The organism is Streptomyces sp. NPDC047043 (genome assembly GCF_040644055.1).
GTDB lineage: Bacteria > Actinomycetota > Actinomycetes > Streptomycetales > Streptomycetaceae > Streptomyces.
The window spans coordinates 288,639-303,340 of sequence record NZ_JBEYVO010000011.1 but is presented as its reverse complement, the minus strand read 5'-3'; the positions used below and the strand labels follow the sequence as shown (position 1 = coordinate 303,340).

General features: G+C 71.6%; 12 protein-coding genes and 1 pseudogene. 9 read left to right on the top strand and 4 right to left on the bottom strand.

Features of this window, described 5'->3' with window-relative positions:
• Positions 1-98 precede the first annotated feature (98 nt).
• From ABZ880_RS19785 to ABZ880_RS19775, 3 genes are all read right to left on the bottom strand, one after another.
• On the bottom strand, positions 99-1,958 hold the full coding sequence (locus tag ABZ880_RS19785; protein WP_361264260.1) for a glycoside hydrolase: 1,860 nt from the start codon (positions 1,956-1,958) through the stop codon (positions 99-101).
• 33 nt (positions 1,959-1,991) lie between these two features.
• On the bottom strand, positions 1,992-3,236 hold the full coding sequence (locus tag ABZ880_RS19780; RefSeq protein WP_361264257.1) for an ROK family transcriptional regulator: 1,245 nt from the start codon (positions 3,234-3,236) through the stop codon (positions 1,992-1,994).
• Positions 3,237-3,365: 129 nt separating this feature from the next.
• Positions 3,366-4,619 (bottom strand): FAD-binding protein, encoded by a 1,254-nt coding sequence (locus ABZ880_RS19775; protein ID WP_361264254.1) that lies wholly within the window; start codon positions 4,617-4,619, stop codon positions 3,366-3,368.
• A gap of 104 nt (positions 4,620-4,723) precedes the next feature.
• Here ABZ880_RS19775 and ABZ880_RS19770 point away from each other — a divergent pair, with 104 nt between their 5' ends.
• From ABZ880_RS19770 to ABZ880_RS19730, 9 genes and pseudogenes are all read left to right on the top strand, one after another.
• On the top strand, positions 4,724-5,731 hold the full coding sequence (locus ABZ880_RS19770) for a hydroxyacid dehydrogenase (protein ID WP_361264251.1): 1,008 nt from the start codon (positions 4,724-4,726) through the stop codon (positions 5,729-5,731).
• Between the two features lie 89 nt (positions 5,732-5,820).
• Complete coding sequence (locus ABZ880_RS19765; protein WP_361264248.1) at positions 5,821-6,483, top strand: pyridoxamine 5'-phosphate oxidase family protein; 663 nt, start codon at positions 5,821-5,823, stop codon at positions 6,481-6,483.
• Between the two features lie 58 nt (positions 6,484-6,541).
• Positions 6,542-7,861, top strand: coding sequence for a radical SAM protein (locus tag ABZ880_RS19760; protein WP_361264245.1), 1,320 nt, complete (start codon positions 6,542-6,544; stop codon positions 7,859-7,861).
• A gap of 111 nt (positions 7,862-7,972) precedes the next feature.
• A pseudogene (locus ABZ880_RS19755) lies at positions 7,973-8,479 on the top strand (sigma-70 family RNA polymerase sigma factor); the annotation flags it as partial.
• Positions 8,476-9,201: a hypothetical protein gene (locus tag ABZ880_RS19750; protein ID WP_361264243.1), complete on the top strand. Its 726-nt coding sequence runs from the start codon at positions 8,476-8,478 to the stop codon at positions 9,199-9,201. The pseudogene ABZ880_RS19755 and the gene ABZ880_RS19750, both read left to right, overlap by 4 nt.
• A 167-nt stretch (positions 9,202-9,368) precedes the next feature.
• Positions 9,369-10,847 (top strand): cellulose binding domain-containing protein, encoded by a 1,479-nt coding sequence (locus ABZ880_RS19745; RefSeq protein WP_361264240.1) that lies wholly within the window; start codon positions 9,369-9,371, stop codon positions 10,845-10,847.
• A 186-nt stretch (positions 10,848-11,033) separates the two neighbouring features.
• Positions 11,034-12,134, top strand: coding sequence for a ribosome small subunit-dependent GTPase A (gene rsgA, locus ABZ880_RS19740; protein WP_361264237.1), 1,101 nt, complete (start codon positions 11,034-11,036; stop codon positions 12,132-12,134).
• Positions 12,135-12,220: 86 nt separating this feature from the next.
• Positions 12,221-13,618, top strand: coding sequence for an AlkA N-terminal domain-containing protein (locus ABZ880_RS19735; RefSeq protein ID WP_361264305.1), 1,398 nt, complete (start codon positions 12,221-12,223; stop codon positions 13,616-13,618).
• A gap of 6 nt (positions 13,619-13,624) precedes the next feature.
• Positions 13,625-14,107, top strand: a complete 483-nt coding sequence (locus ABZ880_RS19730) for a methylated-DNA--[protein]-cysteine S-methyltransferase (RefSeq protein WP_361264234.1) — start codon at positions 13,625-13,627, stop codon at positions 14,105-14,107.
• Between the two features lie 217 nt (positions 14,108-14,324).
• Here ABZ880_RS19730 and ABZ880_RS19725 read toward each other — a convergent pair whose 3' ends face one another.
• Positions 14,325-14,696, bottom strand: coding sequence for a PPOX class F420-dependent oxidoreductase (locus ABZ880_RS19725; protein WP_361264231.1), 372 nt, complete (start codon positions 14,694-14,696; stop codon positions 14,325-14,327).
• Positions 14,697-14,702 lie beyond the last annotated feature (6 nt).

Sequence of the window (14,702 nt, the reverse complement as noted above, 5' to 3'; positions counted from 1 at the left end):
TAACCCCGATAACTCACCGACATCTGCAGACACCCGAACCACCCCCGGGACCACTGCACAGCAGCGTACGCCCGCCAGCTAAAACAACGGCATTGGTGCTAGGCCTTGTTCCAGGCCTCGTTGGACCCGCCGTTGCAGCTGTAGAGGATCACTTTGCTGCCGTCGGCGGTCGCCTGTCCGCTGACGTCCAGGCACTTGCCGGACGCCTCGCTGAGGATCTGCCCGTTTGCGTTGAGCAGCCAGCGTTGGCTTGCGTCACCGGTGAACTCGGAGCTCGTCGTCAGGCCCGAACTACCGGCCGTCAGATACCCGCCCGCGCCCTTCAGCGCGCCCTTCGCGTCGTACGACCAGGACTGCTCGTCGCCGCCGGTGCAGGTGTTGATGGCGGCCCCGGAGGCGCTCGCGGTCAGGCACTTGCCGGACTGCTTGCCCTGCCAGGCGCCTGTGACGGCCGAACTGCCGTGGCCCTTCTGGTCGAAGACGTACGTCGTGACGGAGCGGGCGGCGAGCGTCGAGGTGGCCGTGCCGCCGGTCACCGACGGCTTGGCGACGTTCGCCCAGTCCTCGGTGGCCGATGTGCGCACGGCCTGCGCGGCCCGTACCGGCGTCTTGCTGTTGAAGTGCAGACTCAGGGGCGTGTCGGTGGCGTTGTGGTTGTTGACCACGACCACCCACTTGCCGTCCTTGTCGTACGTCGACACCTCGACCCCGTCCGGCGCCCCGGTCACGTTGTGCGCGACGGAGCCCGGCCGGACGAACTTGCTGTACTGGCCGAGCGCGTAGTACCGCTTGGTGAAGTACAGCGTCTGGTTGCCGTTCGTCGCGTAGTCGGGGTCGTAGTAGATCAGGCCGTCGTTCCAGCCCTCGGCGTTCTTCTCGGTGGGGGAGGTGCCGTACCCGCTCGCGAGCGCCACCCACCACTGGAAGGCCGAGTCGTGGGCGCTCGCGAAGTCCTTGTAGATGATCCTCGACATCAGCAGGGCGTTGTCGATGGTCGGGTCGTACTCCTGGTTCCAGCCGGTCGAGCCCTTGCCGAAGCAGCAGATCTCGGTGGCCCAGGACTTCTGGCCGACGGTCCTCGATGTCTCGTAGACGTTGGCGAGTTGGCCGTCGTTGGGGTTGTTGTACGTGTGGTGGGCGAGCGCGGACACGTACTGCTGCGTCCCCGGCTGCGAGATCCACTGCGGCAGCTCGGAGACGAACTGGGTGGTCTGGCTGGACTCGTCGGCGATGATCGACGTCTTCTGCTTCCGGGCCCGCTGCTCCGCGCCGAGCGCCCGCACGATGTCGTCGCGTTGGTCGACCGTGACCTTCATGCCCTCCTGGCCGCACGAACCGAAGTCGTTGTCCGGCTCGTTGAAGGGGCTGATGTAGTCGAGCCTGACGCCCTGCTTGGCGAAGTGGTCGGTCACGTCGGCGACGTACTTGGCGTAGTCCGACTCGTTCTCCGCCTTCAACTGGCCGCCGCAGGACTGCCCGTTGGTCGTCCACTGGGCCGGGGCGCTGTTGACGAAGCCGATCAGGTCCTTCACGCCGTACTTCGCGGCGTACTTGAGGAACGTCCGGCCGCCCTTGTCCTTGCTCCAGTCGTAGGAGCCGTCGGAGTTCAGGAAGTCCTCGGCGGCGCGGGCCGGCGTGGTGACCGCGACGCCGCCACCGCCGATGTTGTAGCGGTACGAGCTCATGGCCAACCCCTGCTTGGAGAACAGAAGTTGGGCGACCCGGGCCTGCACCTCGGGCTTGAAGTGCTGCAGGTCGTTGACCCACCACGCGCCCGAGGCGCCGATGTCGTCGATGGTCTGGGCGGCATGGGGGGAGACCTCGGCCGCCGTGGGGGTGGCGGCCGAGGAGGGCGGGGCGGATATCAGGGGTCCCGCGACGGCGAGTGCGGCTGCGGCCGTCAGGAGGACCGATCTACTGCGATAGGGGTGTGTGCGGTGGGGGTGAGTCACGTGCATCCCTTCCGTCGTCGTGAAGGTGGTGCTCCGTCGTCATGAACGTGGTGCGGTACGGCTCCTTGCAGGGGTGGTGCGTTTTGCGGCCCGCTGCCCCACCGACTGCAGCGCGCCCTCCAGCGCGAAGGTCGCCGCGCCCAGGCACGCCGGGTCGGTGGGGATGGGGGAGAGGACGATCTCGGTGGCGGCCAGCGGCCGCGGCAGCGCGTGCCGTCCGACGGCCTCGCGCACCTCGTGCAGCAGCGGCTCGCCGAGCCTGCGGGCGACCCAGCTGCTGAGCACGACCACTTCGGGGTTGAGGACGTTGACCAGGTTGGCGATGCCCGCACCGACGTAACGGGCCGTCTCCCGTACGACCTTGAGGGCCACGGGATCGTTCGCCTCCACGCCGCGGGCCAGCGCGTCGATGGTGGCGGTCTGGTCGTCGGGGTGCAGCAGCGGGCTCTGCGGGCTGAGCTCCCGCAGGTTCAGCATGATCCCGGGGGCGCCGACATAGGCCTCCACGCAGCCGTGGTTGCCGCAGCGGCACAACCGCCCGTCCAGGACGAGCGTGGTGTGGCCCCACTCGCCGGCGCTGTTGCTCACCCCCCGGTACAGCCCGCCGTGGAGCGCGAGCCCGGCGCCGACTCCGGTGCCGAGGTTGACCACGACCGCGTCCCCGCGCCCGCGCGCCGCCCCGAACCACATCTCGGCGACCGCGCCCGCGCGCAGCGGATTGTCCAGGTACAGGGGGTAGGCGATGACCTCGGAGAGCAGGTCGAGCAGCGGCACGTCGTGCCAGTCCCAGTTGGGCGCGTACTCCGAGATGCCGGTGTCCCGGTCCACCTGACCCGGCACGCTCACGCCGACGCCCAGCACCCGCGCGCCCTCGATGCCGGCCTGCGCGACCACGGAGCCGACGGCGGCGGCCACATGGCTGACCACCTGCTCCGGCAGGCTCTCACCGGGGCGCATGTCCTCGTCGGCACGGGCCAGCACGTTCAGCGCGAGGTCGAACAGCTCGACATGGACGTACGTCTCCGCGATGTCGACGCCGATCAACGCGCCCCCCGACGCGTTGACGGCCACGAGCCCCCGGGGGCGGCCGCCCGCCGAGTCCTCGAAGCCGACCTCCGTGATCATCCGCAGGTCGAGCAGCTCGCCGACGAGCGTGGCGACCGTGGCCAGGCTCAGCCCGGTGGCGGCCGCCAGCTCCTGCCGGGAGGTCGGCGAGTGGGCGATGATCTGGCGCAGCACCTCGTAGCGGTTCGCGGTGCGGATGTCACGGGATGTGCGCTTCACAGGGTTGCCCCCCGTCCCTTCGGCTCAGGCGGGCCGGGGCACGTCGGCACCGGCGCGGCGCAAGATTATGGGCTGCGGGGGACTTTCGACAAGGGGTTAGGAAAGGGGCTTTAGAAAGTCCGGGAGAACTCAGCCGCCCAGTACAGCCTGCACGAACGGGTTGGCGAACTTGCCACCGGGGTCCAGCACCGCGGCCAGCGCCCGGAAGTCGTGCAGCCGTGGATACCGGCCGTGCAGGACGGCCGGCGGCACGGTGAAGACCTTGCCCCAGTGCGGCCGCGCCTCGAAGGCGTCCAGCGCCTCCTCCACCCGCCGCACCACCGGCAGTACCGCCGCGGTGTCCTCGATCCAGGTGAAGTGCAGCGCCACGGTGTCCCGCCCGTACGCCGGACTCAGCCACTGCGTGTCGGCGGCGACCGTGCGCACCTCGCAGGTCTGCAGCACGGGCGCGACCGTCGTACGGATCGCGTCGAGCGCGTGCAGCGCGTCGACGGCGTAGGGCCTGGGCAGCAGGTACTCCGACTGCAGCTCGGCCCCGCTGCTCGGGGTGAACTCGGCCCGGAAGTGCGGCAGCCGCTCGTGCCACGGCCCCGGCACCCCGAACTGCTCGGTGCAGTTCACGGCCGGCATCCCCGGCACCGGGTGCAGCTTCTCGGTCGCGGGCGCCGCCCACGGGAAGTCCGGCAGCGGCTGGTCGGTGCGCCGCTTCAGCCACACCTGCCGGAACCCGGGCTCCCGCCAGTCGGTGAACAGACTCACGCTGTACGCCGCCGACGCGATCGTCTCGTACGTCTCCAAGTCCAGCCCGGCGAGGGGGAGTTCGGTGAACAGGTGCTGCTCGACGTCGAAGGACTGCTCCAGGTCGAGGGTCAGGGCGACCACGACGCCCAGGGCGCCCAGCGAGGTCACGGCACCGTCGAAGCGCTCGTCGCCCCGCCCGATCGTCACCGTCGATCCGTCCGCCGTGATCAGCTCCACCTCCCGCACGGCCGAGGCGAGCGAGCCGTTGCCGACCCCCGAGCCGTGGGTGCCGGTGGCCACCGATCCGGCGACCGAGATGTGCGGCAGGGACGCCATGTTGGGCAGTGCGAGCCCCTGGGCCTCCACCGCGCGGGCCAGTTCCGCGTACCGGACGCCGCCCGAGACCCGTACCGTACGGGCCGCGGTGTCCACGTCGAGCACCGGCGGCAGCCCGGCGATCGAGAGCAGGACGCCCTCGGGGCCCGGCTCGGCGATCTCGTTGAAGGAGTGGCCGCTGCCCAGGACGCGCACCTTGGCGCTCCCGGCGACCTGGGCCCGCAGCGAGTCGAGCGAGTGCGGACGCTGCAGCTCCTTGGCCGTGTAGGTGATGTTGCCCGCCCAGTTGGTGACCGTCTCCGTCATCCCTGCCGTCCCTCCCGTGGAAGTGCGTGTACGTTGACCCTCTCATTCGCCGCCGCCTACCGTGGAGAGCGGTTTCCGTGCGGCCCGGCGGGAAGGTCACTTCGTTGCCCGAGCGTCCCCAGGCGCTGTTCGCCATGACCGCCGAGAACCTGCCGCTGGTCTTCCCGCCGGAGGTCCTCGAGCGACTGCGTGAGGCGGTGGACATCGACCCGGACCTGGTCGCCGAGGACTTCACCGACCCGCGCGTGCGGGAGGCGCTCGCCCGTACCGAGATCCTGGTCACCGGCTGGGGCTGCCCCCGCCTGGACGCGACGGTCCTGGACGCGGCCCCCGAGCTGCGCGCGGTCCTGCACTCGGCCGGCTCGGTCAAGGGCTTCGCCACGCCGGAGGTCTGGCGGCGCGGCATCGCGGTCTCCTCGGCTGCCGACGCCAACGCGCTGCCGGTCGCCGAGTACACCCTCGCGATGATCCTGCTCGCCGGGAAGGACCTCCTCGGCGCCCGGGAACGCCTGCGCACCGAACGCGCCCACCCCGGCTGGGGTGTCGTCCCCGGCATCGGCAACCACGGCCGCCGCGTCGGCGTGATCGGCGCCTCCCGCATCGGTCGCCGCGTCATCGGGCTGCTGGCCCCCTTCGACCTGTGCGTGAGCCTCACGGACCCGTACGTCACCGAGCTGCGGGCGGCCGAACTCGGCGTAGCGCTGCTGCCGTTGGACGACCTGCTGCACACCTCGGACATCGTCACCATCCACGCACCCGAGACACCGGAGACCCACCATCTGATCGGCCGCCGGGAACTCGCCCTGATGCCCGACGGAGCGACCCTGATCAACACCGCGCGCGGCGGCCTGGTCGACCACGACGCCCTGGTCGACGAGCTCCGCACCGGCCGCCTGACGGCCGTCCTCGACGTCACCGACCCCGAGCCCCTCCCCGCGGACTCCCCCCTCTACGACCTCCCGAACGCCTTCGTCACCCCGCACCTCGCGGGCTCCCAGGGCAACGAGCTGTCCCGCCTCGGAACGACGGTCGCCGAGGAGGCCGCACGTCTGCTGGCGGGCGGGGACCTGGCCCATCCGGTGGACTTGGCGACGCTGGAGCGGGAAGCCTGAACTGCGGATTTCGTAGATTCGTGAGTGACTCACGGAGCTATTCGTAAAGCTCTGGCGCAACAGCTGCGATATCAGTAGCGTCCATGCGTATGACGCTCGAACCGCTCCCCGAGACCGACCTCACCCGACACCGCCGTCTGCGCGACCAGGGCAGCCTCGACCGTGCGGATCTCCACGCCATCCTCGACGCGGGGTTCGTCTGTCATCTGGGCGTGGTGGTCGACGGGCGGCCGCTGGTCGTGCCGACGGTCTACGGGCGGGACGAGCGCCAGCTGTACGTCCACGGCTCGGTGGCCAGCCGCAGCCTCGCGGGCGGCACCGCCGTCTGCGTCACCGTCACGCACGTCGACGGCCTGGTCCTCGCCCGCTCCGTCTTCGAGCACGGCGTCAACTACCGCAGCGCGATGATCCACGGCGAGGCCCGCAAGGTCACCGACCCGGACGAGAAGCTGGAAGGCCTGCGCCGGCTCACCGAGCACGCGACGCCGGGCCAGTGGTCGTACGCCCGCCGTCCGAACCGCAAGGAACTCGCCGCCACCACCCTCCTCGCCCTCTCCCTCGACGAGGCCTCGGTCAAGATCCGCACCGGCGCCCCCGACGACGGCGACGGACCCGACGCGGAGCTGGGCCTGTGGGCCGGAACCCTGCCCCTGACCTCGGCCTGGGGCGCGCCCGTGCCCGACCCGCTGCTGCCGCCGGAGATCCCCGTACCGGGACACATCGCGCGCCGTGAGGGGACCCGGCAGGGCTGACGCCCGACCGGAGGCATACGGTGGGGAGTCGAACGCCTGAGCCGGGAGGAGAGTCGGGATGGGCAGCCGTACCGCACTGGTCGAGGATCTGATGGAGCGGTTCCCGCAGGTACCACGGGAAGCCGTCTTCAAAGAGGACCTGTTGCGAGGTGGCGTGGCCTTCGACCCGTCCGCCCTCAGCGACAACGAGTCCGGCGAGGTCAAGCCGAAGTCGTACTTCATCTTCTCCTTCGACCACGGCACCCTGCCGGAGCTCGGCGAGGCCGCGCTGCGGCGGCCCCCGGAGGAGATCATCCTCACCGGCGGGCCGTACGACCTGCGGCGGACCGTCGTGTCGGTGCGGGTGAACCCGGCCTCGCCGTACCGGGTCGCGGCCGACGACGAAGGGATGCTCGGCCTCTATCTCGACGGCAAGCGCATCGCCGACGTCGGTGTGCCGCCCATGCCCGAGTACTACCGGCACACCCTCTCCAACGGGAAGTCCGTCATGGAGGTGGCCCCGACCATCCAGTGGGGCTACCTGATCTACCTGACCGTCTTCCGCGTCTGCCAGTACTTCGGTGCCAAGGAGGAGTGCCAGTACTGCGACATCAACCACAACTGGCGCCAGCACAAGGCGGCCGGGCGGCCGTACACGGGAGTCAAGGACGTCGACGAGGTCCTGGAAGCCCTGGAGATCATCAACCGTTACGACACGGCGAAGGCCTCCACCGCCTACACCCTCACCGGCGGCGCCATCACCTCCAAGCTCCAGGGCCGTGACGAGGCCGACTTCTACGGCATGTACGCCAAGGCCATCGAGGAGCACTTCCCGGACCGCTGGATCGGCAAGGTCGTCGCGCAGGCGCTGCCGCGGGACGACGTGCAGCGGTTCAAGGACTACGGCGTGCAGATCTACCACCCCAACTACGAGGTGTGGGACCGCCGTCTGTTCGAGCTGTACTGCCCCGGCAAGGAGCGCTACGTCGGCCGCGACGAGTGGCACAAGCGCATCCTCGACTCGGCGGAGGTCTTCGGCGCCCGCAACGTGATCCCCAACTTCGTGGCGGGCGTGGAGATGGCCGAGCCCTTCGGCTTCACCACCGTCGACGAGGCCATCGAGTCCACCACTGAAGGCCTGCGGTTCTTCATGTCGCACGGCATCACGCCCCGCTTCACCACCTGGTGCCCCGAGCCGACCACCCCGCTCGGCAAGGCCAACCCGCAGGGCGCGCCGCTGGAGTACCACATCCGGCTGCTGCAGGCCTACCGGCAGACGATGGACGACTTCGGCCTGTCCTCGCCCCCCGGCTACGGCCCGCCCGGACCCGGCCGCGCCGTCTTCTCCGTCAGCTCCTTCATGGACAGCCTTCCGGCACAGGAGCCCAGCGCGGTGTAACTCCCGCCGTACCGCCGGACATGGAGGGATGTCATCGCAGCCGGCGGACGGAAGGGGGCAGGTGTGCCGGAGGACAGAACACCTGACTAGGAGCAGAGGCTTCGCGCGCTCTACGCGGCGCACTACGGACGGGTGCTGAACTTCGCCCGGCGCCGCGTGGAGGACGCGGAGAGCGCGCAGGACGTCGCCGCCGAGACGTTCCTGGTGGCCTGGCGACGTATCGACAAAGTGCCTCGCGCACCCGACGAGGCGCTGCCGTGGCTGTACGCCGTGGCTCGCAACGTCCTCGCCAACCAGCTGCGCGGACAGCGCCGCGGCGGGCGGCGCGCCGCACGCCTCGGGAGTACGGCACCCGTGGCACCGACCGAGCCCGACCACGCCGGGGGAGCGGTCGAGGCACTGCATCTGCGCCAGGCCCTCGCCGCACTGTCGGAACGCGCCCAGGAGACGCTGCGGCTCATCGCGTGGGACGGCCTCGACACGGCCGCCGCCGCAACCGTCGTCAGCTGCTCGGCACGCGCCTTCGCCGTCCGGCTGCATCGCGCACGACAGCGCCTGGAGAGGGAGTTGGCGCGCCGGGAGGAACCCAAGGCCGAGCTGAAGGGGGAGTTGGCATGAGGGCCTCGACCGAGAACGAGGATCGGGTACGTCGACTGCTGGGCCCGGCCGACCCGGTGACCGCCGAGCCCGCGCCCGACCCGGTGGTGCTGGCCCGGATCCTCGCCGAGCCGCGCCCCCGGTCCTACCGCCGCCGCTGGGTCGTCGGCGCCGGAGCCGTCGCCGCACTCGGCGCCGGGGGACTGGTCGCACAGGCCACCGGGATCATCCCGGACGACGTGCACTGGGGGCTCGACCGGGCGGGCCACGGCCCCGGTTCGGAGGGGATGGCGCCGGACACCGACCGGGCCGAGCTGCTGTTCTCCGGGACCGCACCGGACGGTCTGCGCATGCAGTACTGGTCGGCGCCCAACCCGTCCGGCGGGACCTGCACGTACGTGCGCGTCCTCGGCAAGGACGGCAAGCCTGTCGAGGGCGGCTGGTCGGAGTGCAGCCGCGGCGGCGGGAACGCGGAGAAAACCGCGCTCTGGTGCAGCGTGGACACCAACGCCCTGTCCGACTGGGTCGCGATCTACGGCCGCGCACCGAAGGGAGCCGTCGCCGTCCGGGTCGTCTGGAAGGGCGGTAGGACCGAGGGGCCGATCGGTCTCGGCCGGGATCGATACTTCTCGACGTTCCTTCCGTATAACTCTCGTAGCAACGAGGAGTGGACGGAGGGGTACCGGACCGAAGCCCTCGATGCGCACGGGCGGGTGGTGGCGGTCGTGCACTCCGACCGGTAGGCGGTGCCACCGGCGGTCGCCGTCGTGCGACCGCCGGTAACCGGATTTGAATAGAGCGCTTGTCAGTTGTGTGAAATCCGTGAAAGGCTCGGGCCCTGCCGCGAGGTTTCCCCACAACTCCGTTGCCAATAAGGCGAGTTGACCTCGCATCTGGATGCAGGAGACTCATGCCCGACCTGCCGACCCCGAAGAACGCCGCCGAGGCCGCGCTGTTCTCCGAGTGCTGGGACGCGGTCCTTTCCTACGCCGACCTGTGCACCGCCGGCTCCACCGCGGCCACCCAGCTGGCCACCGAGGCGTTCGCGCTCGGTATGCGCGAGGTCCGCACCGCCGGGCCGGACACCGCCAGGAGCTCCGGCCGCCGCTCGGCCCGACTCCCCGAGATCCCGCTGCTGTTGACCGCCGTACGCACCACGGCGGTGGCCTGGGAGGCCGGCGGACAGGGCCACGACCTCGACCCCGACCTGCGCCTGTGGCTCCACTCGGACAAGGCCGCCCGCTACACCGGGCCGCCGCTGCAGCGCCCGCTCGCCCTGCGCGGCCTGCGCGACCTGCAGGAACCGGACGCCGCGCTGCTGTGGCTGGCCGAGGTGGAGGCGCTGCCGCTGCCCGTGGTGGCCCGCCGGCTCGGCCTCGACCCGGCCCTCGTCGCCGACGAACTCGACCAGGTGCGCGGTCTGTTCCGCGACCGCTGCCACCGCGCCCACCTCGACACACCGATGGCCGCGCAGTGCCGCAGCTACGCCCGGCTCCTCGACGCGATCACCCGCTCGCACGCCGCCGACATCCCGCCGGACCTCTCGCGGCACCTCGCCACCTGCGTGGACTGCGCGGAGGCCGCCGCCTGTCTGCGCCCGCACGGCGGCGGGCTGCCCGCCGCCCTCGCCGGCGGTGTCACCGGCTGGGGCGGGCTCGCCTACCTGGAGCGCCGCCGCCGGGCCGCCGAGGTGCGCCTCGGCGCGGGGCGCCCCGAACGGGCCGACCGCGAGGGCGGCGAGCCGAAGACGCGCACGAACCGTGCGCGCGTCGTGCGCAACGGGCTCCTCGTCGCCGCCGTCCTGGTGTCGCTGCTGGCACTGGCCGTGTCGATGATGCCGTTCGGTGACGGCGACAACGATGCGGCCCGCGACACCCCGAGCGACAGCTCACCGGTGGCCGCGCCCCGCCCGTCGCTGCCCTCCGCCACCTCGTCGCCGACCGCCTCCCCGAAACCGTCCCCCACCGCCACCGCCTCCAGGACCGGCCACGGCAAGAACCCCGACCCGGAACCGCAGGGCACCTCCTCGTCCACGGCGGGCGGCGAACCCGAGCCCGACAAGAGCGAACCGGCCGCCTGCACGGTCGAGTACGACCTGATCAACCAGTGGCCCGACGGCTTCCAGGCCACCGTCTCCGTCACCACGGACGACGCCCTCGACACCTGGCGCGTCGGCTGGACCTTCCGGGACGGCCAGCAGGTCGGCCAGATGTGGGACGCGAGCTTCGCCCAGAACGGCTCCCGCGTCACCGCGTCCGCCGCCGACTACAACAGGTCCGTCGCCGCCCACGGCTCCCTGACCTTCGGCTTCATCGCCTCCTGGTCGGGTAGGAACGCCCCGCCGTACGACTTCACCCTGAACGGCCGGGCCTGCACGAAAACCGGTTGACGTGCCACCGCCGCGACGGGCTACTGTTGCGGCGGTTCCACAACGGATCGAGGAAAGAGGAGGTGTTGACCGATGGCTGTCTTTGCGACGAGCGCTGCCCGCATCCAGTTCATCAAGTCCACCTCCGTGGCCGCCGGCTGACCTCACCTCACCTCTTGCCGGGGCCGCCCCTGTGAAGGGTCTCCCTTGACTTCCAGCTCTGTTTTCTCTGCTTTCTCCGCACTCGCTCCCTACGGCTGGGACGAGGCATGGGCGGACGAGTTCGCCCCCTACGACACCGAAGGACTCCTGCCCGGGCGGGTGATCCGCGTCGACCGCGGCCAGTGCGACGTCGTCACCGCCGGCGGCGTCGTCCGGGCCGACACAGCGTTCGTCACCCCGCACGACCCGATGCGGGTCGTGTGCACCGGCGACTGGGTCGCCCTCGAACCCGGCGGGAACCCCCGCTACGTACGCGCGTATCTGCCGCGCCGTACCGCCTTCGTGCGCTCCACCTCCTCCAAGCGGTCCGAGGGGCAGATCCTCGCCGCCAACGTCGACCACGCGATCGTCGCCGTGTCGCTCGCCGTCGAACTCGACCTCGGCCGCATCGAACGGTTCCTGGCCCTGGCCTGGGAGTCGGGCGCACAGCCGCTGGTCGTGCTCACCAAGGCCGACCTCGTGCCGGACGCGGTGACGCGCGCGCATCTCGTCCAGGACGTCGAACTCTCGGCGCCGGGCGTGACCGTGCTGCCGGTCAGCGCGCTCGGCGGGGACGGGCTCGACGTCCTGGTCGCCCTCGTCTCCGGCGGTACGTCCGTGCTGCTCGGCCAGTCCGGTGCGGGCAAGTCGACCCTGGCGAACGCGCTGGTCGGCGCCGAGGTGATGGAGGTCCGGGCCGCGCGCGACGTCGACGGCAAGGGCCGCCATACGACCACCACGCGCAACCTGCTCGCCCTGCCGGGCGGCGGCGTCCTCATCGACACACCCGGGCTGCGCGGTGTGGGGTTGTGGGACGCCGAGACCGGTGTCGGCCAGGTCTTCGCCGAGATCGAGGACCTCGCCGAGCGCTGCCGCTTCCACGACTGCGCGCACGAGGCCGAGCCGGGGTGCGCGGTACTGGGCGCGATCGCCTCCGGCGAACTGGCCGAGCGGCGGTTGGACAGCTACCGGAAGCTGATCCGGGAGAACCAGTGGATCGTGGCCAAGACCGACGCGAGGGCCCGTGCGGAGCTTCGGCGGGACTGGAAGAGGAGGGGAGCGGAGGGCAAGGCGGCGATGGAGGCCAAGCGGGGCCGTTGGCGGTAACGACTGCCCGCGGCTCCACCGGGTGCAACGTCGTGTCCGATTTCCGCCAGCAGCACCCTCGCCGACGGCGGAGACTGGAACACGTGATGGACGAAGACACCAGGTACGAAGCCGTACGCAGCCGAGACGCCCGTTTCGACGGCGAGTTCTTCTTCGCCGTCGAGACGACCGGCATCTACTGCCGGCCCAGCTGCCCGGCGGTCACGCCGAAGCGCCGCAACGTGCGGTTCTACGCGACGGCAGCCGCCGCGCAGGGCTCGGGATTCCGGGCCTGCCGGCGGTGCCGCCCGGACGCCGTGCCGGGATCGGCCGACTGGAACGTCCGTGCCGATGTCGTGGGGCGGGCCATGCGCCTGATCGGCGACGGTGTCGTCGACCGCGAGGGCGTGGCCGGCCTCGCGGACCGGCTCGGCTACAGCGCCCGGCAGGTGCAGCGGCAGCTCACCGCGGAACTCGGCGCCGGGCCCGTCGCGCTCGCCCGGGCGCAGCGGGCGCACACCGCGCGGGTCCTGGTGCAGACGACCGAACTGCCGATCACGGAGATCGCGTTCGCGTCCGGCTTCGCCAGCGTCCGGCAGTTCAACGACACGATCCGGGAGATCTACGCGACGACGCCGAGCGAGCTGCGGGCCGCCGCACCGAAGGGCGGACGGTCGGGCCGGCGGGCCGCCGCCCCGACCGCGGGGATACCGCTGCGGCTCGCCCACCGGGGGCCGTATCAGGGCGCCGCCGTCTTCGACCTGCTGGCGGCCGAGGCCGTGGCCGGCGTCGAGGAGGTCGGCGGCGTGCGCGGGCGGCGCACGTACCGTCGTACGCTCCGGCTTCCGCACGGCACCGGCATCGTCGCCGTCGACGAGCGGGCGGGGACGGTCAGGTCCGCGTCCGGTTCGCATCCCGGAGGCTGGCTGGACGCCCGGCTGCACCTCACCGACCCCCGTGATCTGACCACCGCCGTGGGGCGGCTGCGGAGGCTGTTCGACCTCGACGCCGACCCGTACGCGGTCGACGAGCGCCTCGGCGCCGACGAGCGGCTCGCCCCGCTGGTCGCCGCCCGGCCGGGGCTGCGCTCGCCCGGCGCCGCCGACCCCGAGGAACTGGCGGTGCGGGCGCTGGTCGGGCGGGACAGCGCCGAGCGGCTCGTGCGGCGCTACGGCAAGGCGCTCGACGCGCCCTGCGGCAGCCTCACCCACCTGTTCCCCGAACCCGCCGTCCTCGCGGAGGCCGAACCCCGCGGCACCCCGGGCGCACTCACCGCCGCCCTCGCCGACGGCGCCGTACGACTGGATCCGGGCGCCGACCGCGACGGCGTCGAAGCCGCGCTGCTGGCGCTGCCCGGCATGGACGCCGGTACGGTCGCCGTCATTCGCACCCGTGCCCTCGGCGATCCCGACGTCGCGCCGCCCGGCCTGGACGTTCCCGACAGCTGGCGACCCTGGCGGTCGTACGCCCTGCAACACCTGTGCGCAGCAGGAGAGTTGGACTGAACCGTGATGACCACCCTCTGGACGAGCGTCGACAGCCCCGTCGGGCCCCTCCTCCTCACCGCCGACCCGACCGGCGCGCTGACCTCCGTCTCCGTGCCCGGACAGAAGAACGGCCGTACGGCGCAGCAGAGCTGGCGGCACGAACCCGCCGCCTTCCGTGCCGCCGAGGAGCAGATCGCCGCCTACTTCGCCGGTGAACTCAAGGATTTCCGGCTGGAGTTCAGCACCGCGGGCAGTGAGTTCCGGGAGCGCGTGTGGGGCGCCCTCGACTCCGTGCCGTACGGGGCCACGACGACGTACGGCGAGATCGCCGCGCGGATCGGGGCGTCACGGGCCGCCGTAAGGGCCGTCGGCGGTGCGATCGGCGCCAACCCGCTGCTCATCGTCCGCCCCTGCCACCGGGTGATCGGCGCGGACGGCTCGCTGACCGGCTACGCGGGCGGCCTGGAGCGGAAGGTACAGCTCCTCACGCTGGAGGGGAGCCTCTAGGCCGTGGCCGCAAAGTCCCGCCTGCTCCGCGGCGTCTGGCACCCTCCGCCGCCGCCTCAACGGCGCGGGAGGTGCCCCCACTCGCCGCACCGGGCGAAAGCCCAAGTACGTCCAGTACGAGGGCTTCCGCCCGGCACGCCGAGAGCACGCACCAGACGCCGCGGAGCCCGCCCTTCGGGCGAACGACGGGACTTCGCGGACATGACCTAGGCCGGACCTAGGCCTCCTCCAGGCCCCAGCTGTGGATCCGCCGGGGATGGATGCGGATCACCTCCTCGCTGAAGTGCGGGCCCAACTCGTGCGGGCCGGTGAGGAGTTCGGCCTCGCCGCGGATGTCGACGCCGCGCACCCGCCACGGGCGCGTGCTCACGACGTCGTCGACGACCAGGGCGACCTTGGGGTTCTGCAGCAGATTGCGCCACTTCTTGGTGCGGCCCATCGCCAGGCCCCCGACCAGGATGGTGCCGTCGTCCTGCGGGAAGAAGCCGACCGGGTTGGCCTGCGGCTGCCCGTGCGGGTCGACGGTGGCCAGCCGCCCCAGCCGCTGCGACTTCAGATACGCGCGCTCGGCCTCACTGAATTCGGTCATGGCAGC